Origin of the sequence: Dolichospermum lemmermannii CS-548, from assembly GCF_028330815.1 — a bacterium.
Taxonomy (GTDB): Bacteria; Cyanobacteriota; Cyanobacteriia; order Cyanobacteriales; family Nostocaceae; genus Dolichospermum; species Dolichospermum lemmermannii.
In genome coordinates, this window is record NZ_JAQMTJ010000309.1 from 1 (window position 1) to 22448 (window position 22448).

The window sequence follows — 22448 nt, forward strand, 5'->3', positions numbered from 1 at the left end:
AAAGAATTAAGAACGTCAATTCAATAAGACTCCATCACAAAAGTATCACCAAATAGAACGAAAGGCACGGAAGCCACTTGGCTTTAGAGGGTGTTTGAAAAGTGGTATTCCGTAATTTTCATCACATTGCTACCCCCCTTTCCCCTTGTAAAGGGGGGAAACAATAAAAATCCAGTTCCCTCCCCGTTACAAGGGGAGGGGTAGTGTGGGGTAAAAAATATTTGATACATCAACCATAACTTTTCAAACACCCTCTAAAGCCAAGTGGCTTCCGTGCCTTTCGTTCTATTTGGTGATACTTTTGTGATGGAGTCTTATTGAATTGACGTTCTTAATTCTTTGAGAACTTTAGCAATACCAACGAAATCGGTATCCTTATAAAGTTTCCTGAGATTTTCTGCCTCGCTGGTGAGAATAATGCCATTGTAGGCAACAATGGCATCGTTCAGCTTGTTGATATCTACATTTATTGCTGCACCAAATTGAGCAATAACAAGAATAGGTTTCAAAGCTTTATTACTAGCTACTAGCTGTCCTGATGTTGCTTGAGCTATAGGCAGATTTGATAAGGAAGCTTTAGTAGAACCAAACAACCCATCCAGGGCTGCGACTAATGCCTGTGCTTTTTGTGGGGAAATACCCGCAGTAGTTAAACTGTCTGTCAGGGCAACTGCTGCTGCTTGTGATCCAGCACCGCCTGTCAGCAGTGAAACAACGTTAGCACCACCACCGCCTGTTGTACTAAGAGTCTGAATAATAGCAGCAGCCGACTGATTCACAGCAACCTGAACTTGCGGTGGAAGAGTGATCACAACAGAGTTTCCCGTTGCACTGTTTGTCACAGTGACGCTACTTGAAGTTGATGCTACGGTCGCTGTTGAAACTGGAATCGTTGTACTAATTGCCGATAGTTCACCTGTTGTGGAAACACCAGTAGTAATGCCGAAAGAAACACCTGGTACTATGGTAGAAGTGATGGTCTGTTCTGTTGGTGTTGATATTACTGGAGGATTGGAGACAGTGCTAGTTTCTGAAACCCCAGTACTAGCACCACTGTTAGTGCCGGCTGTACCACTGGTATTTTGGGCTTGGTTTGGTAATTGCCAAGCCAGTGCCAATAGAGGACTGAGACTGAGGGAAAAAAGGAAATTTCTGATTGTCAACATGATGATTAAGTAGGTGAACACAATAAAACCAAACTGTGTAAAGAAATGTAAAATCGCTGAAAACTTCTTTACTCTTGCCTCTTGCCTCTTGCCTCTTGCCTCTTGCTATGACGACAATTTTCAACGCCAACCTACTTACTTAAATATTGAGGTGTTTATTTAGGTAAAAAATTGAAACCATAACCTATGCTTAAGGCAAAAACTGTGCCACCAGTGCTGTTACCTGTTAGATCAGCACCTTGGGCTGTAATTGTTAAGGGTAAAGTCGGTACAGGAATAAAGGAAGCCCCAATGTTCAAACCAACTCCACTCCAACCTAGACCCACACCTACTTGGGGATGAACTTGCACACCGACTCCAGTAAATACACCCGTACTGTCATCACCTTGGCGGAAGTCGCCGCCCCCAACCCCTAATGAGAAGGAGATAGGCATTTTATTAACAGGATCATTAGGCTTTAACAGGGAGTAAGTTGTTACCACACCATAGGCGGTGGACGGTCTAAGAGGTTCACGACTAGCTTTAGTCTTATACTGAGCAAAAGCTCTCCAGCCGGCAGCTACAGCAACTTGATTAGTTCCTTTGGCATAGACAATGCGGTGAGCTTTGAGGTTAAAACTGCCATTGCTACCAAATCTTTTGATACTACCGTTGTTGAAGGACAATTCCAGACCAACTGTTTTTTGGGAGTTACCTAAACCAACACCGAGGCCGATACTTCCGTCTATATCTCTTAGACGGTTACCTCTCGTACCAGCGGTTGCCCCTGTTGCTCCTATGAAAGCGTCACCCATGTTAGCTCCGAAGGCACTAGTACCGGCAAAACTGAGTCCTGGTGCGTAAGTTGGCTTAGGCTTGACGATTTTAGCCTTGATTAGGGGTTCAACTAATAACTCTTGACGGATTTTATTGAGATCATTGGTATCACTGTCAGCATTTTGGGCAATTAGTTGTTTTTGCCCAGGAGTAGATTCAACCTTTGGTTTTAAGTCTGCGGCTGTGAATACTCGTTTGGTATCGGCTAAAGAAGTGGTTGTTGCAGTTTTATCTGTAATTAAGTCATTATTGAGATTTGCTGCTACCATGTCATCTGCCGCAGATGCGGAATTAACTGAGATAGTTGTTCCCAGCAGTAAGCTTGGTAAGGTTAGCCATAAACTCAAGTAGACAAAATGTCTGAAATAATTGACTAGCCTAATAGAATGCTTTTTTATCTTCAAAATATTACTCCTCACAAGATATTGTCTGTCAATCCAAAAATGACGGGTAAAGGCAAGCAGGGGGAGAAGAGGGGCACGGGGAGTAGGGCAGGGAAAAACAGAAGTTTTTTCCGATCATTACCCGTCAAAATAAATTTGAGGAACTACTAGGTTCGCTTTGGGTACTTATTCAGCAAACCCTAACTAACTATTTTGTGTATAGACCGACAAAGACTTGAGCATACACTTGTGATTGTACAGGAAATGTAACTTTAAAGGCAAGCTTTACATACTGTCCGTTTGCTGATTTTGAGATCCAAAGGGGAATTAAAGCCTTGATGCAAAAGGAACTCAGTGATTTTTAAGTAATTCGGTAATTATCGGTAAAATTTATGACTATTGCAGAAGGCTTTCAGAGGCGATTATTTAAGGCACAGGGATAGCATAAATCATAAAATGGTGAAAATCCTACAAGCAATAGAAAATAACATTTATAGATCGTTGTTTACGGAATACCCTCAGTAATCTTTACAATTTAACTTGTGCTAAATGACTACGGGGGTTATAGGTACGGATAGCTCGGATTTTTTCATAGTATTCCCGCTCTTGGGGTGTGAGGTTTTTTGGGGGAGCGATCGCTACTTTCACAAATTGATCACCTCGTCCGCCTTTAGCTACAGGCCAACCCTTACCACGTAAGCGCAGAGATTGACCAGAACGGACTCCCGCAGGTAATTTGACACTAACATTACCATCGGGTGTAGGCACATCTATCGCTGCACCTAATGTGGCTTCATCAGGGGTAATTAAGACTTCGCAAACCAGATTGTCCCCTTCAAGTTGGAAAAAAGTATGGGGTTGTAATTCTACCTTTAAGTATAAATCTCCCCGTTGTTGACTCATGGGGTTAATTTGGCCTTTTCCTTTCACCCGTAGACGAGTCCCAGTTTTAGCGCCACCAGGAATACGCACATCAATAGTTTCGCTGCCTAAACTAAACCGTTTTTGAACACCGGAAAATGCTTCGGCAAAAGTTAAAATAATTACAGCTTCTGTATCTTGTGTACCACCAGCACCGCCATCTTGAAGACCAAAATCGTTAAAACCGCCACCTGGTCTACCTGGAGAAGTTCGATAAGAGTAACTTTGTCGTCCGCTGCCAGGACCTGCACCACCAAATAATTCAGTTAAGAAGTCATTAAAACTGCCGTATTGACCAAAATCAACTCCGCCCATATCCCCAGGACCACCACCGGGAAAACCTTGACCGGCTTGTTTCCAATATTGACCAAATTGATCGTATTTTTTGCGTTTATCTGGGTCTGATAATACTTCGTAGGCTTCATTAACTTCTTTAAATTTGGCTTCAGCCTGTTTGTTATTGGGGTTAACATCAGGATGAAATTTACGGGCTAGTTTGCGAAAAGCTTGTTTAATTTCTTCTGAAGTGGCAGTTTTACTAATTCCCAACATTGCATAATAGTCTTTAAAGTCGGTTGCAGCCATCTACTAGCCTCCTGTATAAATTTAGGTTATGTTTTTTTTCTAAGATATGAAATTTACTATTAATCAACCTTTGTGGGGGCTGAGTTTTTTCTGTGGTCTGTTTCCTTTTATTTGGTCTAGTACAGCACGGCGCAAATAAACCAACCATTCTTAATCGCCAAAAAGCTTGCTGAATATTACTTTTGACTTCCTGCGGTACTAGTAGTTTGTCAAGATAAAAATGATGGACTGTAGTGTGAGCGTCTCGCTCACGCGGGCAAGACTTGTACTGAGCTTGTCGATAGCGCAGCGTGGCGTTAGCCATAGTATGCCCGCACTACCAAAAACCCGTCAAAATAAATTTGATAGACTACTAGCGGGCAAGATGCCCGCACTACCAAAAACCCGTCAAAATAAATTTGATAGACTACTAGCAGGCAAGATGCCCGCACTACCAAAAACCCGTCAAAATAAATTTGACAGACTACTAGTGCCAGGCAAAAGATTCTGATGTTAAACTAACAAACAATTGCCAAAATTAAGTGTGGTTCTTGCTGAATGTACTGGCGCAATTCCCGTACTCTTGCCATGATGAACAGAAAATAAGTTCATCTATTCCTTCTTCTTTACTGGGGGGAGCATCCCGGAGTTGACGGGACATTCGGAGAATTATCTCTTCAGGAACTTGGCGAGTCCGGCTTTGATTCCTTGCTAAACATAGCCAAACTGGAGTTCTCACCCAAACCCCCATAATATAACTAAAGCCACAATTACGGGCTAGGGTAATCACTTCCCGGCGATTTTTCCTTTGGGCGTTGGTAGCATCGAAAATAACCCCTTTATCTGCGGTTATGGCTGTTTGCAATTGTTGTTCCAGTTCCCGCCAAATTAGCAGCCAAGGTCCTTGAATTGCTTCTGAACCAAAAAGCTGCCCCCGGATAGCATCTGTGGAAATTAGCTGCATCTGGGGGCATTCTGTCAATAATTGTTTTGCTAGGGTTGATTTACCGCTACCAGGAAGACCAATTAGCAAAATTAATTTAGTCATAGGGAATAGGGAATAGGGAATAGGGAATAGGGAACAAGAAAGATAAATCATCCAATTACCAATTACCAATTACCAATTACCAATTACCAATTACCAATTACCAATTACCAATTACCAATTACCAATTACCAATCACTACTAACTAAATGATTGTACCATCAGGAATTACAGCATTTTTGAGAACAACAACAATGCCGCTACGGATGTAGAAGCCTTGCTTTTCTCGTTCTGCTTCTTGGATGTTGTCTTTATTGATAATTTTCACATTGTGACCAATGCGGGCATTTTTATCAATGATGGCACGGCGAATAATGGTGTCTGTACCAATACCGACGGGAATATCATTTTCCTCTAAACTGCATTGTCTTTCAACAGATGGTTGATAATAGTCAGCGCCCATGATCAGGGTTTCTTCAATTACAGATCCTGATTCTATGCGCGATCGCACTCCCAAAACTGAATGTTGAATGCGACAATCTTTCAAAATACAACCGTCACCAATCATAGATTCTGTGATTTGGCAATTCAGCAGTTTAGAAGGTGGTAAATAACGAGCGCGAGTATAGATTGGTGCTGCTTCATCGTAGAAGCTAAAAGGAGGTAGTGGTTGTTTAGTCAGGGCTAAATTAGCCTCATAAAAAGATTCAATTGTCCCAATATCTTCCCAGTAGTCATCAAATAAGAAGGCTTGAACGTTGTGATCTTTAGCGGCTTCGGGAATAATCTCTTTGCCAAAATCAGTTTGTTCTAAAGATTGTTTCAACAACTTAATCAAAACATCTTTTTTAAAGACATAAATCCCCATGGAGGCGATATATGGCTGTAATGCGGCTTGTTCTTTTGTCAATCCCAATATGGTGGTATCAACACGCATTTGTGCTAAAGCTTCACCTTTGGGTTTTTCGCTAAAATCAATTACCCTACCCGATTCATTAATTTTCATCAAGCCAAAATCGGAGGCTCGACGATCATCCATGGGAATGACGGAAAGTGTAATATCAGCATTTGTATCTCTATGTCGCTGGATAAACTGCCGGTAATCCATGCGGTAAAGGTGATCACCGGAAAGAATCAAAAATTCTTCTACATCCCAATCTTGTAACATCCAGATGTACTGACGCACAGCATCAGCCGTACCTTGGAACCAGTTGGGGTTTTCTGGGGTTTGTTGTGCTGCTAACACTTCTACAAACCCATCACTAAACCCACTGAAGTTGTAAGCACGGGCGATGTGACGATTCAGAGAGGCTGAGTTAAATTGAGTCAGGACGTAGATTTTGAATATTTCGGAATTGATGCAGTTGCTAACAGGGATATCTATGAGACGATATTTCCCGGCCACTGGTACTGCTGGTTTGGCGCGGAGTTTAGTTAACGGATAAAGTCGGGTACCCGCACCCCCACCCAGAATAATTGCTAAAACTTTTTTCACAAAATTTCTCCCAACTGCCTTTCACTCTCATCTACAGTTTAGGACTGTATGTAACAACTGATAAAGGGGGATCAAAGAATCTTAGGGATGAATTTTTCCTTTACCCAGAATAGCGATCGCGAAAAACTGTATTTGGGGCTTGACAATTGATTTAAAATTTGTTATCATAAAATTGATAAGGAAGAACTATCTTAAAATAAAACCAATTATTCGTGAGGTTTGATCGTGGTTATTACTCAAACCAGTCCCGCCAATATTACTCAGGATATAACAACAACTCACTTCACTCCAGATGAGTATCGAGTGATGGAGGAAACCGCAGCCGAAAGACATGAATATCGGAACGGAGAAATTATCGCTATGGCTGGAGGTTCAGAAGTTCATAGTGCGATCGCTAGTAACCTGTTAGTTGACTTGGGATTTTTGCTCAGAGATAGCAATTTTCGCTTATATAATAGCGATTTGCGCGTTTGGATTCCCGAATACAACTGTGGAACTTACACTGATTTAATGGTAGTAGACGGACAACCACAATTGAACGGTGAGCGCACCGATGAAATTCTCAATCCTCTGGTAATTGTAGAAGTTTTATCACCCTCTACTGAAGGTTATGATAGGGGTGATAAATTTAGAAAATATCGCTCACTTCCTAGCTTTTGCGAATATCTACTAGTTAGCCAAACTGAACCCTATATTGAGCATTATCACAAACTTGATGATAGTAGCGATAGCGTTCGCGGAGCGTCCCGGAGGGAACTAGCGCTGCTGCAAGCAGTTCGCTGGCAATGGCAAGTTTATGATCATCCTGATCAGTCTATATTAGTACATAGTTTAAATGTAGAAGTCCCCCTTGGTGAAGTTTATCGTCGCATTAATTTCTAAAAGCTGACTCACGATTTATATAGACAGTAATTTTTAAAGCCGGTTCGTTACAGTTAATTAAGCGTTCAACAAATTCTAATGCTTCGGTATAGTAGCATGATTGTTACGCCAATGGAGATGTTGGTACGGAAATTACACAGGCAATAGGGTGTGGGGCTAGGAAAATCACCAATAAAATAAGAAGTGCTTAGTATGTTAATAAATACCTTTATTGATTTAAGTAATTTTCTACATTTTTGGTTATGCCAGATGAAGCAGTTTTTTGTGCATGAAATAACTCATGATAAAATTTAAAATCCACCTCCCGCGAACTTATCCAGCCAATATTTTCATCATTTTGGTCATCTGTGAAACTATAAGCTACAAGGTTTGGCATATTATCGCATTCAATAATACAAAAATCATCTTGTTGATGAATTATATTATTAGAATTTTCTACATAAGTTATAATTTTTAGCTGGGATTGATTTTTTAAAAATGATTGATCTTCACTGTCTTGACCGTTATAAAAATCTCTAAATTCATCTAATTTGTGTTCCATAAAATATCTTTCTTCTACAGGAACTTCAAGAAATTTTTGCAATAGATCATATTTTAATAGCTGTTTTAAAAAATTTAACGTGCATATTGCATAAACTTTGTCATCTGGTTGTTTGTATAATTCTATTAAATCTTCTATACTTAAAACAGGAATTCTTCCTTGTTTTAAATACGAACTATTAAGCAATAATTTTTCAAAACTCTTTATTTTTTTAAAATACGGATGAATGTCTTCTGGTTTAATATAATCAGTAGTTAATATGGGTATAAACTCTTTCTTGTCACTTGCTAACAAATGTTGTTGTAACTGCCTTTTAATACTTTCACAATAAATATTATATTCTGGCTTATAAGTCACAAATTGTATATCTATTAACTTTGCAAGATTTGTTGTATTTTTGTTACTCCATGTAACTATAAAATGTCCTATATTTTCATCTTCAAATCCTGATAATATAACATTCCAAGCTTCAACACATCTATATTTAAGTTTGTCACTATTTATATCAAGATCATAATTATTCTTGAATACATAAGTATGAGTGTATATGTTTTGATTTATGTTTTTATCAGTTTTGGCAGCACTAATTTGTATGTTAGAATCAATTTTCCATCCCTTTGCTGTTGTTAATTCCTTCTCTTTGGTGTTTTTAATTTCTCCTTGAAAAGTAATTTCTATATTTTTTCCATTTTGACTAGCATAATGTGTGTTGCTATCATCGCGCTTCAGTATAATATTTGGTAATTTAGTATTTGCATAAATCCTAAAACTTTTTAATATAATAGATTTACCTTTAATTTCTATAGCTAAAGCCATCAATAAAGTTATGAGAAGTAATTCTAGAAAACGATTATTACTATTATTTAGCGGTATAGCTGGTAAAAATTCTACAGATTGCTTTAATAAATCCACCCAAGATAATGTTTGTGAAAACTGACTACTTTTATCAAAAAATAAATCAACACACAAGATATATTGTTGATTCTTGTCCCCTTCAAATTTGTACCACAATGTTCTTATTGCATTGGGATTATTTGTCTTCTTTGCGTCATTTATATCTATATAAATACCGGTAAGACCTAGTGCCTCATTATTATTATTATATACAAAATCCGAATAATATTTTCCTTGACTAGCTCTATACCAAGGTCTATCTTCAAATATGGCAGACGGGTAACCCTGCTTAATAAATGGATATGATATCATGATTCCTGTGTTCAGGTTAGTAATGTATACACTATTAATTCTTAAATAAGGTATTAACTCTGAAGACTTTCCATTAGTTAAGTATGTGATCATCGCTTGCCCAAATCTGTCTAAATCATTATTGTTGTTTTTTGGTTTTATTGATTGAATTTTCTTTGGAATTGTATTTGTCATTATATCTGTAAAAATTAGAAAAACTCGATCATTCTCCTCCTTTTGATTATCATTTTGATTTGAATTATTTTGTATTGCTAATTTATTAAAATTACTTTTGAGGACATTATTATAATAAACGATTAAATCATTTTCTTTTGTCTTACCTATTGCCCATGTCGCCGTATTTCCCTCTTCAGGTGCTTCTTCAGACTTTATTCTATCGGCAGTTCCTTTAGGAATTATTATGTTAAAATTTGAGTAATCTGATGAAAGTTTTTGGTAGATGTCCTTTATTTTCAAAAAATTCTCAAATTTTTTTAAATTTTCAGATTTTTCGCTATCAGGGTTATCTCCTGATAAGTTCTCATACCATAAAACTACTTGTTTATATTCTTCTATTTCTCTATGATTTTTTATGAAAAATCCAGCCAATATAATAACTATAGCTGATACTACATAAAAAAATACAAAAGAGCGTATACTTATACTGAGCAGGCTCTGTTTCATTTTTTGCATTATCTTGTCTCTTTTTTCTCTGTGAATGTATAATTTTGTTTATGTAAACTAAAGAATATGCAGAATTCTTTAAGTATAACACGGCGCCCAATTCATTCATACAACCAATAGCGAAAATTCTATCTTTACTAGGAATCAGCCCTACTGTATTTCATATATTACTCCCATTTCCGTAACTGCTTATGCACTACGGCTAAATACCACATATAATCATCAATTTTATACTCATCAGCCGCTTTAACTATATATTCCTGCGCTAACTCTAAATTATTCTCAGCTTCATAATATAAACCCAAATAAAGATGACTGTAAAACTTACCTTTTAATCCTGCCAATTTTCCCACATTCAAAACATCATCTGTTGTGCAATTACCTGCAAACAAATCATAGACAGACTTCATGATTTTTCGCGGATCATTTTTCACAGGTAATAAAGAATTACGAGCTTCTGTAACACCGGATAATCTAGCTATGCAAAGATATCTCCAGACTGTTTCTTCCACATCTTGAGCATTAACAGTTAAATCTATTTCAAACTGTTTTGCCCCTTCAGCAAATCGTTCTGCATAATAATAACTTAACCCGCGTTGCCAAAGATAAGGAGTAATTTGAATATCTAACTTTTCTGCCTGATCAAAATCTTGAATTGATTCGGTAATTTTTCCTAATTTAAAATAAACCATGCCTCGACGAACATAAGCATTAACATTATTTGGTTGAACGTTAATGGTATTGTTACACTCTTGAAGTTGATTTTCTAAGGAATTGGTAAAAAACATTTTGGTAATGAAATTTGCTACTTTTAATCTAGTTCTCTGCGTCCTTCTAATGCTCTGGCTAAAGTTAATTCATCAGCATATTCTAAATCACCACCGACGGGTAAACCAAAGGCAATACGAGTTACTTTAGTAAATGGTTTTAGTAATTGACCGATATACAATGTTGTGGTTTCCCCTTCGATACTGGGACTAATGGCTAAAATCACCTCTTGGGGTTTTTGTTCGCTGACTCGTCTCACTAAAGCTTGAATGGTTAACTGTTCTGGTCCAATACCATCCATAGGGGAAATTACACCACATAAAACATGATATTTACCTTTAAATTCACGGGTTTTTTCTAAGGCAATCACATCACGGGAATCTGCAACTACGCAAATAGTTGTATTATCTCGTTGAGGGTGACGACAAATTTCACAGACTGGATCTGATGAAAGGTGAAAACAAACTTTACATAAACCTACCTGTTTTTTCGCGTCAACAAGTGCTTGGGCTAAAGCCTCTACCTCTGCTTCTGGTCTTTTTAAGATGTGCAAAGCTAAACGTTGGGCGCTTTTTGGACCAACTCCGGGTAGCCGTTGCAACTGTTCGATTAATCTGGCTAGGGGACGTGCGTAAACCGTAATTCTACCTCCGGGGTTTTTTTCTATTTTACAGTTAAATTATGTTTCGCGCAAAGGCGCAAAGGAGCAAAGACGCAAAGTTTGAGGAATTTTAACCAGTAAATATGATTAAATACTCCGGCAAAAACTGACTAACTATGTATTCTTGGTTCTGGGTGTAAGGTTGATAATAATTGACTTTCCACCTCTGCTAATTCGTCTAATCTGTCCATGACGATTTTTCGGTCAAAATAGGTGTCAGCTAAAACCCAATACATCCCAAAATGTCGGGCTTCTGATGCCATTAAACTGCGGTAAAATGCGGCTAATTCTGGTTCGGGACAGTTAGCAGCTAGGAGTCCTAAGCGTTCATGACTACGGGCTTCTATTAAACCGGTGACGAGTAAGGAGTCTAAAAATCTCTGGGGTTCTTGTCCCCGAACTTGGGATTTTAACCCTGCACCGTAGGGGGGTGCGGATAGGGCTGCTAGTTTGATGTTACGGCGTTCTAGCCATTGATTGACGAGTTCAAAGTGTTCTAGTTCTTCACGAGCGATCGCTGTTAACTCTCTCACCATTTTAGCATTAGAGGGATAGCGAAACATCATATTTAATGCTACTCCTGCGGCTTTGCGTTCACAGTGGGAGTGATCTAGTAAGATAATATCAAGGTTAGCGATCGCTTGCTCTACCCAAGCATCACTGGTAGGTTGTTTGAGGGCGTTGATTGTGGGTAAAGGTGAACTTAACACAGCGAAAAACTCCAAATTGAACAATTTAGCTCATTAATTTTAATCTTAAATCAGCTTCTGCATCTTTGGATAAGTTTCTTAATGTTTTACTTTTGAATTCCGTTCTCTGATCCTATCAATTGTGTTTATTAACAGACACAAACGGTAATTTTAATAAACTGATAAAATTAAGATCTCTGGTTTCTTCCGATATACCTAATTGGATAGTTTCTGGTTGGGGCGGATAATAACGAGATTGAAAAATTAGATCCCATATAGTTAATAAACTTGTATAATTACTATTTAAATATTTTGTTAATTGACAATGATGAGCGCGATGATAATTAGGTGTAACAATAAAATAACTCAGGAATTTATCTATTTTAAAAGGTAAGGCAAAATTACTGTGATGAAAAACTAATGATACCGCAAATAAAGATTCATATAATATCCAAGCATTTGGTGTAATTCCCAACAGATAAATTAACCCAATTTTAGGAATATTGGCAACAATAACTTCTCCTGTATGAAAGCGGTAAGCTGTGGATATATTCATCCATCTATCTGTATGATGGACTTTGTGAAAACGCCAAGCAAAACCCCAAGTGTGGATTAATCTATGCCACGTATACATATACAAATCAAGCAATAAAAAAGAGAGAATAAAATGTAACCAGGGTAAATTAATATCATAAAATAATCCCCGCCATAAAGTTGGTTTCCAGAGAGAATTTAAGATTAAAATAACAGTTAAATTAACCACCAAAAAATTTATTAACCCCAAAATTAAATTGTGAATAACTCTTTTAATGGGATTTTGACGATATTGAAAGAAAGGAACTAAGGTTTCCAGAATTCCAAATATAACGATACTGCTGACAATAGCCAGAGACTTATATTCCATTTTGTTTGATGTCCTGATAATTCTGGCGTAGATGGTTCATTTTTTTCTCTTTCTTCATGAATTTTACCATGAATATTTTCTTCAAGAACAAGATCCCCGACTTCTTAGAGAAGTCGGAGATCTGAAACTTTCAAATTTAGGAAAACTTGGTTAAAAATCCCAATAATTGCTTAGTTTTTGGTGTGAGTAAAGTCTTGCGATAAGCGTCTGCGGCTTTTTTAATGGCTTCCGCTTGGGTGGGATAAGGATGAATTACACTACTCAGTTTACTTAAACCAATATTATTAACAATAGCTGTAGTAATTTCCGAAATCATCTCTCCTGCATGATTAGCAACTATGGTTGCACCGAGGATTTGATCTGATCCTTTTTTGTGATGAATCTTTAAAAAACCAGATTCTTCATGATCAGCGATCGCTCGGTCTATACTTTTAAAAGGAATCTTAATAGTTTCTATCTTTATACCTAATTTTTCTGCCTCATTTGCATACATCCCCACATGAGCAATTTCCGGGCTGGTATATGTCACCCAAGGCATAACCAAACTACTGAGTTTAGATCGTCCCCAACCAAAGGGCGAAAATAGAGTATTCTTAATCACAATTCGCGCTGCCGCATCTGCCGCGTGAGTGAATTTCCAATTCATGCAGATATCACCAGCGGCATAAATTTTCGGATTTGTGGTTTGTAAATAATCATTCACTTTTACACCCCAGGTTTGATCATATTCTACACCCACTGCCTCTAAATTCAAATTTTCCACATTTGGATCCCGTCCCGCACCAACTAATATTTCATCAACTGTCACCGAATCTCGTTCACTATTCACAGAAAAATATAGGCGTTTTCCTTCCGTAACTGTAACAACTTCTTCTAATTGACAATTTAATACTAAACGAATACCTTCATCAATTAAAACTTTTTGCAAAATCTCCGCTGCTTCCGAATCTTCCTGATTTAAAATATGTGAACCTCGATGAAATAATGTCACTTCACAACCCAAACGCTGAAATGTTTGTGCTAATTCACAGCCAACAGGTCCACCACCAATTATTGCTAATTTTTCGGGTTTCTGAGTTAGGGAAAAAACAGTTTCATTGGTTAAATAACCTGCTGCTTCAATTCCCCGAATTTTCGGTTTAACAGCCCTCGCACCGGTAGCAATGACAGCTTTTTTAAACTTTAATGTTTGCTGATCAACTTCTATAGTATTCTTGTTTATAAATTTACCATCACCTAAAAAAACATCAATTCCTAAACTTTTAAATCTTTCCACAGAATCATGATGACTAATACTCGCCCGAATGCGTCTCATTCTCTCCATAACTGTGGCAAAATCCACATCAAATTTCTGAGAAATATTAATCCCTAAATCTTTGGCTTTTCTGATTTCTTCAACTACACGAGAAGAACGAATTAAACATTTAGAAGGAATACAACCAAAATTTAAACAATCTCCTCCCATGAGATTTTTTTCAATTAATGCTACTTTTAAACCCAAATCTAATCCCGCAGCCCCCGCAGCGACAACTAAACCCGCAGTTCCCCCACCAATTACTACTAAATCATAACAATCAGCCCTTTGGGGATTTACCCAATTATCTGGATGAACATTTTTGAGGAGTTTTTGATTATACTCATCCATGGGACGAATTGTGACTCTTGGAGATTCTGAAGTTGACATTAGTATTACCTCTGAATGGTTAAGTATAAACTATGTTTTTGATTATATGATCTGTTATTTATAAATACATTATCATCAGAAATTTATCGGTTTTATATTTAACAAAATTACTAAAATTATTGAGAAATAAAAAACAAAGAATTTTTGAATTTTTATAAGTTCTCATCTTTTAAAGCTTTCTTAGCTATCTTCGTGACATAAACTGTGACAGCAATTGTTGCTATCAAACCCATGATTTGAATTACCCAGTGGAGGATGATGTTTCCAGCTTGATTTTTACTGCCAATTAAGGCTATATCTCCTACTAAAGATCCAAAATAAACATACATAATTGTTCCAGGAATCATCCCCACTGAACCAATTAAATAGTCTTGAAAAGAAACACTAGTAATTCCGAAAGCATAGTTTAATAAATTGAAGGGAAAGAGGGGAGAAAGTCGAACTAATAGGACAATTTTTAATCCTTCTTTACTAACTGCTTTATCAATGATGGCAAATTTTTTGTAACTAGATATTTTTTCTTTTACCCAACCTTGCGCTAAATAACGTCCTCCTAAAAATGCTGCTATAGCACCTAATGTAGCCCCAATAAAGACATATATAGAACCCCAAATTACACCAAAAATTACCCCAGCACCCAATGTCAGCAGTGCAGCCGGTAAAAAAGCTAGAGTAGCTATAATATAGATGCCAATAAATACTATTCCTCCTATAGCACCAAGGCTATTAATCCACTGTAAAGCATTCTGTAAAAATTCTTGAAGATTGGGAGAAGATACTTTAACAGATTCTTGAATTACAGCAAAATCTATTTCTGATAACAAGGTAATAAGCATAAAAATTCTCTAGGATTTTGGGGAAGAGTACCAATTACGAATTTGGGTTGGGGAAATACCGAGTAAATAAGCAATGACAATAATTTGATTCAAAATAGTAGTTTGGATAATTCCTTTTTTTAACCATCTGCGAGGTGAGGTAATTACGGGTGTTGGTAATAGGTGAATTTTGCCCAGAGTTTTTAATTTTCTCATCATTGCAAAGTCTTCCATAATTGATATTTGCGGGAAATTACCAACTTGCTGAAATACATCTTTGGTGAGAAAAATAGCTTGATCACCATAGGGCATTTGCCAAAGATGCGATCGCCATTTTACCCCAAATTCGACCAAACGCAACCCCCAATTAGGGGCATTTATCCGTAAAGCAAAGGCACCAGCCACAATTCCCGGTTTTGCTAAGGTTGTGCGAATCATCTGCTCGAAATTAGTCGGTAAACGGGTATCAGCATGGAGAAATAGGAGAATTTCCCCACTAGCAGCCATAGCACCTGTATTCATTTGATTAGCACGTCCGGGAGGAGAAATAATTACCTTAACATTCAATGATTTAGCGATTAATAATGTTTCATCTTTTGAACCACCATCAACTACAATTATTTCTACATTACTACTAGATTGACTGCTAATAATTGCTTCTTTAATATTATCCGCTTCATTGAGAGTGGGAATAATAATAGAAATTTGAGCATTCATGTTGACAAAAAGATTTAAATTAACTATTCTGTGATTTTGTGCAAAACTCCACCGCGAATCATCATCTGCGGCCAAATTAACAGAAAAAATCCCATCCAAATCAATAATGGAATAGCAACTAAAATTGTTAACCAAATAATTTTGAAGATTAACCAACTACCGCTGATTAATGTTAAACTGGTTAGGATAATTGACCAAGGTTGACACCACCAAGGTTTAGATTGCCAAGGACTAATGGTTTGTTGTTCAGACATTTTTTGATTTAATCAGTAAACCTATACCTTACCTCATATCTTGCACTTAATCAAGAAACAGGGAAAATGCAAATATGAAAATTGCTTCTGATCCTTACAGACGTTATTAGCAACTGTCAAATATTTAAACAAGGGGAGAATCTCGACAGTTCTGAATTTCTCAACTATATTCATCATCAACATAAGATTCATATATTTCAGGCGTTTCAGTGGAAGTAACAGAATCAGATAATTGAAAACTATCATCTGTCATGCGGATGATTTCTCCAGAAAAGAACTTTGCTAGACTTTCCGCAGCTTTAACCACACCATCATGATCCCAACTTGATGGCGATGGTTGCATTGGTGCTGTATTGGTAACAACAGGCTCAATTCGGACTGGTACGGGTGGTGGTGCGGATACTGTAGCTACTGGCTGTGGTACGGCTGAGGGTTGCTGTGGTGTGGGTTGCGGGGCTGGTGGTTGTTGATAAGATGTAGGTTGGGGTGGTTGGTAATTAGATGTAGGTTGGGGTGGTTGTTGATAAGATGTAGGTTGGGGTGGTTGTTGAAGGGGAGTGGAATTTTGTGGGGGTGGATTTCGCTTAGTTGATGTGGCGTTGGCAGTGGTAGCTTTTTCTAAGGTAACTTGAATTTCCTGCTGGAAGGTTTGTCTAAAGGCCGTAGTGATGATCGGTAGATAAGATTTCACTTTGTCATACCAAACCGCTTTTACACCTACACGAGCAACTACACCATTAAATTCCATTAAATGGCACATTTGACCCAATAATGCTTGTGTGGGTAGCTGCTGAATATGTCCACGGACTTGTTGCCAAAGTTGAGTTAAATTGTATTGTGAACCTTCTCCTACTGGCTGTATTGGTTCTGGTTGATGGTTAGTAGGTGGTGGTGCATATACAGGTTCTGACGTGGGTACTGGTGCAAAATTAACAGATGAGTGGTGATTTGTGGGCGGATATCCTGGTGGTGCAGCAGCGGGAGGATAAGCTGGAGTGACAGCAGTTGTATTAACTTGCTGAGAAATATTTGCAGTTTGAATTTGAATATTGGCGCTGGGTAATAATCCCAGTAATGTTACTTCTAACCATAAACGGGGTTGAGTGGTGTTTTTTAGTTGTAATTCTGCTGTTCTCAGGTGTTGTTGTCCTCGTAAGATGGTACTAATATCAAATTTTTGGGCAAAGTCAACTAATGATGTCCAGGTTGATTCAGTACAAGCAACTAAATCTTGACGATTGGGAGCGGTTTTAGCTATGAGGAAATCTCGATAAAAAGCGGCGAGATTTTGGAGAATGATCAGGGGTTCTCGACCTCGATCTAGGATTTTCCGGGTAGAGTCTAGGACTATTTCGGCTTGATCTTGAGCGATCGCTTCTAATAGTCCAAATAGGTCTTTTTCGCTGACTGAACCTACCAAATCCCAAACCTTATCCGGTGTCACTTCCCCAGCAATTAAAGCTAATTGATCAAGTAAACTTTCTGCATCTCTTAATCCTCCTTGGGCAATTTGTCCCACCAGAGTCAGAGAATCATGAGAAATATGAATACTTTCCTTAGCGGCAATATACGTTAAATGTTTTACCATTGCCTCTAACTGAATCCGTCGAAAATCAAACCTTTGACAACGAGAAATAATTGTTGGTAATACCCTTTGTGCGTCTGTTGTAGCGAGGACAAAAACAACGTGCTTAGGTGGTTCTTCTAAGGTTTTAAGTAACGCGTTGAACGCTGCGGTACTTAGCATATGACATTCATCAATCACATAAACTTTATAACGGCACTGCATCGGGGCAAACTGCGCCCTTTCAATCAGTTCACGGATATTATCAACACCCGTATTACTGGCAGCGTCAATTTCAATCACATCAGTAGAATAGCCTTTAGTAATACCCTGACAGATTTCACAAACACCGCAGGGTTGGGGGGTTGGCTGGTTGCCTTGGAGACAATTGAGAGATTTAGCGAGAATTCTCGCACTGGAAGTTTTTCCTGTACCTCTAGGGCCAGTGAACAAATAGGCAGGGGCGATTTTCGCTGAGAGAATGGCATTAGTTAGGGTAGTAGCGATCGCCTCTTGACCCACCAGTTCAGCGAAACTCTTTGGCCGATACTTATGGTGCAGTGGTTCGTAAGACATGGAGACAGGTTTAAATCCGTATATCCCAGGTAAATTTTAGGGTTTTACCATTCTAACAACTCATGGCAATTTTGCCTCAGACATAGCCGCTAGTACCGCAGGGCGGAAGTCAAAAATCAAAAGTCAAAAGTCAAAACTAATATACAGTCAAAATAAATTTGACGAACTACTAGTCACTCACACCGTTAAAATTTTAATAAGCAACATCAATGGTGCATCAAATGTTTAAGCGGCTAATTCAATGGCTCAAAAAATTTTTTCGGCACTTGTTTGGTGGTAAACAAAATCTTACCCCCAGTCGGGAACAAGTCCCCAAAGCAGTAATTCCACCCCTCACTGACACAGATTTAGAATTTCTCTTTACAGAACTACTAGAAGGAGTTCATCAGATCAAGGGACAAACTTGGGCGCAAAAATGGTTACATAATCTTGAACATCGTGTTAGCACCCAACAGTGGCTAGAATGGTTAAATCGTTTTGGTGACAGATTATTAGCATCTTCTAAACCCCATAATGAATTAGCAGCCAGATTAGTTCAACTTGGTGAGTTAGGGGTTGGGGAAATAAGCAATCTGTCCTACGATATAGGCATGAAAGTCTTAACAGTCAATCCAGGAGAACCAGTTTGGGAATACGAAGGTCCCGATGCAGTAGAAAATAATCTTTTAATACCTGCCAACACGGAAGAAAATTTACCAGAAGGGGAATATAAAACTGTCAGCCTAGATGAATTGTTGATGATGTTGCAGCAGGATGAAGCCCTATGCGAGCAAATCTCCCAACAACTAGGAGTGGAAACAAATAATCCAGAAGAAATTATTCAGGTATTAGTTAGTCAGTATAATGAAGCGAACGAGTCTTCTGAATCACAAGGATAAATCCCAGTGACCGAAAAGACGGGACACAAGCCCGGTCCTTCCAGGACGGCTTTATGTTAAAATTTGGTCATAGTCGCCATAGGGCATTGGGAGACTTTAAACGGACATGGAGGGACGATAAGACCACTTGTGGCGGGTTCTGGCGAAGTGTCAAGTGTTTCCCCGCACCTTCAGGTCGGTGAGTATGTCAATAAGTTTGATTTGTGCGGTGTAGCTATCAATATTTTTACGTGGGTCTATTTGGTTTTCTAGTCCATTCCGTAATTAATAATTTTTTTTGACACAAGGATAGCTACAATCTAGAAGAAAGAAAATCCCATAAATTGGCAGATGTTCAGGTGGCTCTTGCAGTGGCTTAACAAATTTTTACAGTCCCCCTTTGACAGTCTGGGAATCACCGATTCCCAGGATAGTCAAGGCAATCTGGTGGCAGATCAACCACCAAAACTCACGAATGCGGATCTAGAGTTGTTATTTAATGAACTACTAGAAGGTGTGCATCAAGCGCGCGGACAACAGTGGGCGTTGAAGTATTTGCAGCGGATGGAACCGAGAATTACAGTCGATCGGTGGATAAATTGGCTGTTGATATTTGGGGACAAATTATTAGCTTCTCCCGCACCGAATCTTCCTTTAGCCAAGCGCATGGTGAAACTGGGTGAGTTAGGTATTGGTGAGGTTAGCAACCTGGCCTATGATATTGGGATGCAGCTATTGCGGCGCAACCTCAATCAGGAGTATGAGCGCAAGCAAGAGTCACAGGAGTTGGAAAGTTCCATCCCCACAGCAGAGGAGTTAGATACTCCTGGTCAGGAATTGCTCCGCCAATTTGGGGAACAAATCTGGCAAGATCAGAATGTGGAAAGTGTGACTAATCCATCAGTATCCCAAATGGTTGAGGATCTCTTCACTGGTCAGTCTGTAGGGTTAAGTAATGGGTCTTTAGCTGAGAATATTGTTGAGAATGCAGCTAAGACAGAAAATGACTATCACAGTTATGAGTATAGAATTCAGGAATTTTCCCAGAATGCTGCGGAAATAATTGCCGATCCAGAATCTCCCAGGGAGAAAAGCTGGAACGAGTCTTTGATGAATATAGAACCGCAGTTAGCATCCACTTTAGATGAGTTGGTGGTGCGGTTGGAGCAAAGTAGCAATCTTGTCCAGCATTTAGCGTCGGAATTGGCAATTCGTGATCGGCAAATTGTCCAGCAATCAACATCACAGATAGTTGTTACTAATCCGGCGGAAAGTTTATTTTATCAGGGTTTACGGCAGGCTAAAGCTGGAGATTTGTTGAAGGCTTTGGCTTTATATGAACGGGCAAGTCAAATCCAACCTCATATTTATGAGTATTGGTTTAATCAGGGTTTAGTATTATTTTACTTGCAACGGTTTTCCGAAGCGATCGCTGCTTATGACCAAACACTGGCTCTCAAACCGGATTTTTATCAGGTTTGGTATAGCCGAGGCAGTATTCTGGGCGAGTTGGGAGACTTTGATGCGGCCATTGCTTCCTTTGATCAAGCGATCGCTATTAAACCAGATTACCAAGCGGCTTGGTCTAGCAGAGGTTTAGCATTACTCAAGTTAGGTTTAATTGGGGAAGCTATTGATAGTTATGATCAAGCCCTGAATTTAGAACCCCAAGATTCTGAAGCTTGGTACTACCGGGGGATAGCTTTGGCTGTGGTTGAGCAATATGCAGAAGCAATTGCTAGTTATGATCAAGCCCTCAATCTCCAACCCAACTATCATGAAGTGTGGATTGATCGGGGTGTGGTGCTATTTAATTTAAAACAATGGTTAGAAGCAATTGAATCATGGGATCAAGCCCTGGCCATTCAGCCAGAATTTTATCTAGCTTGGTATAACCGGGGTGTGTCCTTTGAACACTTAGGTCGTCGGGAAGATGCAATCTCATCCTATCAACAAGCGATCGCCATCAAACCCGATTTCCACCCAGCCTGGTATAACCAAGCCGTAGCCCTATTTTACCTAGACCGTTCTGCCCAAGCTATATCCGGCTATGACAGGGCTTTAGAAATTAAACTAGACTACTGGGAAGCTTGGCTAGGAAGGGGTGCGGCGGCTGGTCATCTCACCCCCCACCAATCATCACTAATTGTAGTTAGTAGCATTTCTGCATCCAATCCTGCCCTTAACTTAGGCGGCTATGAAGGTAAATTAGCAAGTTATCAGACAGGTTTGAAACATCTTCGCCCGGATACTCACCCAGAAGGTTGGGGAAGATTACGTATAGCTATTGGTAATACTTACTACGAGCAAGCGAAAAAAGCCACCACACCTCGTGATTATTGGCATCATGCCATGTCCGAATATCAACTGGCACTATCTACGCTGACACCAGAAGATTTTCCAGAATTGCATTTGGATATTTTGCAATCTCTGATGAAAGTGCTTGTCTGTTTGGGGGAAACAGTAGCGGCACAGGAATTACAAAAATGGGGAATTGAATTATTACAACAATTACTCACTCAGCCGAATCGGACTGATGAAAATAAAAAACAACTGGTACTAAAATTTGCAGGTTTGGGACAACTAGCAGTTGATTTAGCTGTAAATACAGGAGATTTAGTAGAAGCTTGGGAAATGGCTGAACAGGGGAGAAATAACTGTTTACAGTTGTTAATGCCTGATTTGAATTATCAACTTGAGTCAGGAGATTATCGCTCTATTCAACAATTACTGAATCCCACCACAGCCATAATTTATTGGCATCTTAGCCCAGCCGCTTTGCACACATTCATTATCAAAGATCAAGCCCCAGCTCCGATTTTACTGTTTACACCCATCCAAGAGACAGAAGGAATTCCCGAAGCAATAAAACGCTTAATTGAATTTGAACATTGGTTAGCAGATTGGCAAGAATCATCAACACTATCAAAACTATTGCAGTTGCAAAATATCTTGAATATTTCCACAATTACTCAAGAATTGGCAGGGATAGATACAATAATTTTAGTTCCCCATCGGGACTTGTATAAATTACCTTTGCACAGTTTATTTAATCTGTCTTTTGCTTCAGTATCTTCTGTAAATGTGGCAAATTACAATATTACCTATTTGCCTAGTTTAGCTATGGGAATTTATTTACAATCTCAATCATTCTCCAATGGGCATCAACATCATGGTCTTCCGGCTTATCCCTTACTCAAATCTGATAAATTAGCATCAGAAATTATCAGCGAAACCTTGGCTATTCCTCAGGATTTTCTCAGTTATTAAAAGATGATTGTTAACAGTTGACTGTCAAGGGACTTTCAAAAAATAAAATCCCCAATTAATGATAATG

17 protein-coding genes and 1 pseudogene are annotated in these 22448 nt (G+C 38.6%); 3 read left to right on the forward strand and 15 right to left on the reverse strand.

Going from position 1 to position 22448, the window contains the following annotated elements; translation table 11 throughout:
• Positions 1-314: 314 nt before the first annotated feature.
• The 5 genes from PN450_RS21915 to PN450_RS21935 all read right to left on the reverse strand — a co-directional run bounded on the left by PN450_RS21915 (position 315) and on the right by PN450_RS21935 (position 6330).
• Positions 315-1166: a hypothetical protein gene (locus tag PN450_RS21915; protein ID WP_271837548.1), complete on the reverse strand. Its 852-nt coding sequence runs from the start codon at positions 1164-1166 to the stop codon at positions 315-317.
• A 155-nt stretch (positions 1167-1321) separates the two neighbouring features.
• Positions 1322-2386, reverse strand: a complete 1065-nt coding sequence (locus PN450_RS21920) for a hypothetical protein (protein WP_271837549.1) — start codon at positions 2384-2386, stop codon at positions 1322-1324.
• Positions 2387-2893: 507 nt separating this feature from the next.
• Positions 2894-3871, reverse strand: coding sequence for a J domain-containing protein (locus PN450_RS21925; RefSeq protein WP_271837550.1), 978 nt, complete (start codon positions 3869-3871; stop codon positions 2894-2896).
• Between the two features lie 517 nt (positions 3872-4388).
• The gene (locus PN450_RS21930) at positions 4389-4898 is read right to left on the reverse strand and encodes an AAA family ATPase (RefSeq protein WP_271837551.1); all 510 of its coding nucleotides are present in this window, start codon (positions 4896-4898) and stop codon (positions 4389-4391) included.
• Positions 4899-5040: 142 nt separating this feature from the next.
• The gene (locus PN450_RS21935; protein WP_271837552.1) at positions 5041-6330 is read right to left on the reverse strand and encodes a glucose-1-phosphate adenylyltransferase; all 1290 of its coding nucleotides are present in this window, start codon (positions 6328-6330) and stop codon (positions 5041-5043) included.
• Between the two features lie 225 nt (positions 6331-6555).
• Between PN450_RS21935 and PN450_RS21940 the strand changes: the two genes are divergently transcribed.
• The gene (locus PN450_RS21940; RefSeq protein WP_271837553.1) at positions 6556-7212 is read left to right on the forward strand and encodes a Uma2 family endonuclease; all 657 of its coding nucleotides are present in this window, start codon (positions 6556-6558) and stop codon (positions 7210-7212) included.
• A gap of 208 nt (positions 7213-7420) precedes the next feature.
• Here the strand turns inward: PN450_RS21940 and PN450_RS21945 are convergent, their stop codons facing one another.
• From PN450_RS21945 to PN450_RS21990, 10 genes are all read right to left on the reverse strand, one after another.
• Positions 7421-9631 (reverse strand): hypothetical protein, encoded by a 2211-nt coding sequence (locus PN450_RS21945; RefSeq protein WP_271837554.1) that lies wholly within the window; start codon positions 9629-9631, stop codon positions 7421-7423.
• Between the two features lie 158 nt (positions 9632-9789).
• Positions 9790-10410, reverse strand: a complete 621-nt coding sequence (locus tag PN450_RS21950; RefSeq protein WP_271837555.1) for a tetratricopeptide repeat protein — start codon at positions 10408-10410, stop codon at positions 9790-9792.
• 23 nt (positions 10411-10433) lie between these two features.
• The gene (gene recR / locus PN450_RS21955; protein WP_015078902.1) at positions 10434-11033 is read right to left on the reverse strand and encodes a recombination mediator RecR; all 600 of its coding nucleotides are present in this window, start codon (positions 11031-11033) and stop codon (positions 10434-10436) included.
• 128 nt (positions 11034-11161) lie between these two features.
• Entirely contained in the window at positions 11162-11761 is a 600-nt protein-coding gene (locus PN450_RS21960) for a MiaE family protein (protein ID WP_148763212.1), read from the reverse strand.
• Positions 11762-11876: 115 nt separating this feature from the next.
• Positions 11877-12644: a sterol desaturase family protein gene (locus PN450_RS21965; protein ID WP_213710048.1), complete on the reverse strand. Its 768-nt coding sequence runs from the start codon at positions 12642-12644 to the stop codon at positions 11877-11879.
• Between the two features lie 136 nt (positions 12645-12780).
• Positions 12781-14328, reverse strand: coding sequence for a mercuric reductase (locus tag PN450_RS21970; protein ID WP_271837556.1), 1548 nt, complete (start codon positions 14326-14328; stop codon positions 12781-12783).
• Between the two features lie 152 nt (positions 14329-14480).
• A complete protein-coding gene (locus tag PN450_RS21975; protein ID WP_271837557.1) occupies positions 14481-15164 on the reverse strand; it encodes a TVP38/TMEM64 family protein in 684 nt (227 codons plus the stop codon).
• A 9-nt stretch (positions 15165-15173) separates the two neighbouring features.
• The gene (locus PN450_RS21980) at positions 15174-15860 is read right to left on the reverse strand and encodes a TIGR04283 family arsenosugar biosynthesis glycosyltransferase (RefSeq protein ID WP_271837558.1); all 687 of its coding nucleotides are present in this window, start codon (positions 15858-15860) and stop codon (positions 15174-15176) included.
• 23 nt (positions 15861-15883) lie between these two features.
• Entirely contained in the window at positions 15884-16114 is a 231-nt protein-coding gene (locus PN450_RS21985; RefSeq protein WP_271837559.1) for a DUF6737 family protein, read from the reverse strand.
• Positions 16115-16274: 160 nt separating this feature from the next.
• Positions 16275-18254 (reverse strand): DNA polymerase III subunit gamma/tau, encoded by a 1980-nt coding sequence (locus tag PN450_RS21990; protein ID WP_271837560.1) that lies wholly within the window; start codon positions 18252-18254, stop codon positions 16275-16277.
• Positions 18255-18475: 221 nt separating this feature from the next.
• On the opposite strand from PN450_RS21990, the gene PN450_RS21995 reads away from it, so the two are divergent.
• Together PN450_RS21995 and PN450_RS22000 are read left to right on the forward strand one after the other, a co-directional pair.
• Positions 18476-19132: a hypothetical protein gene (locus PN450_RS21995; RefSeq protein WP_271837561.1), complete on the forward strand. Its 657-nt coding sequence runs from the start codon at positions 18476-18478 to the stop codon at positions 19130-19132.
• Positions 19133-19462: 330 nt separating this feature from the next.
• A pseudogene (locus PN450_RS22000) lies at positions 19463-22024 on the forward strand (tetratricopeptide repeat protein); the annotation flags it as partial.
• Positions 22025-22448 lie beyond the last annotated feature (424 nt).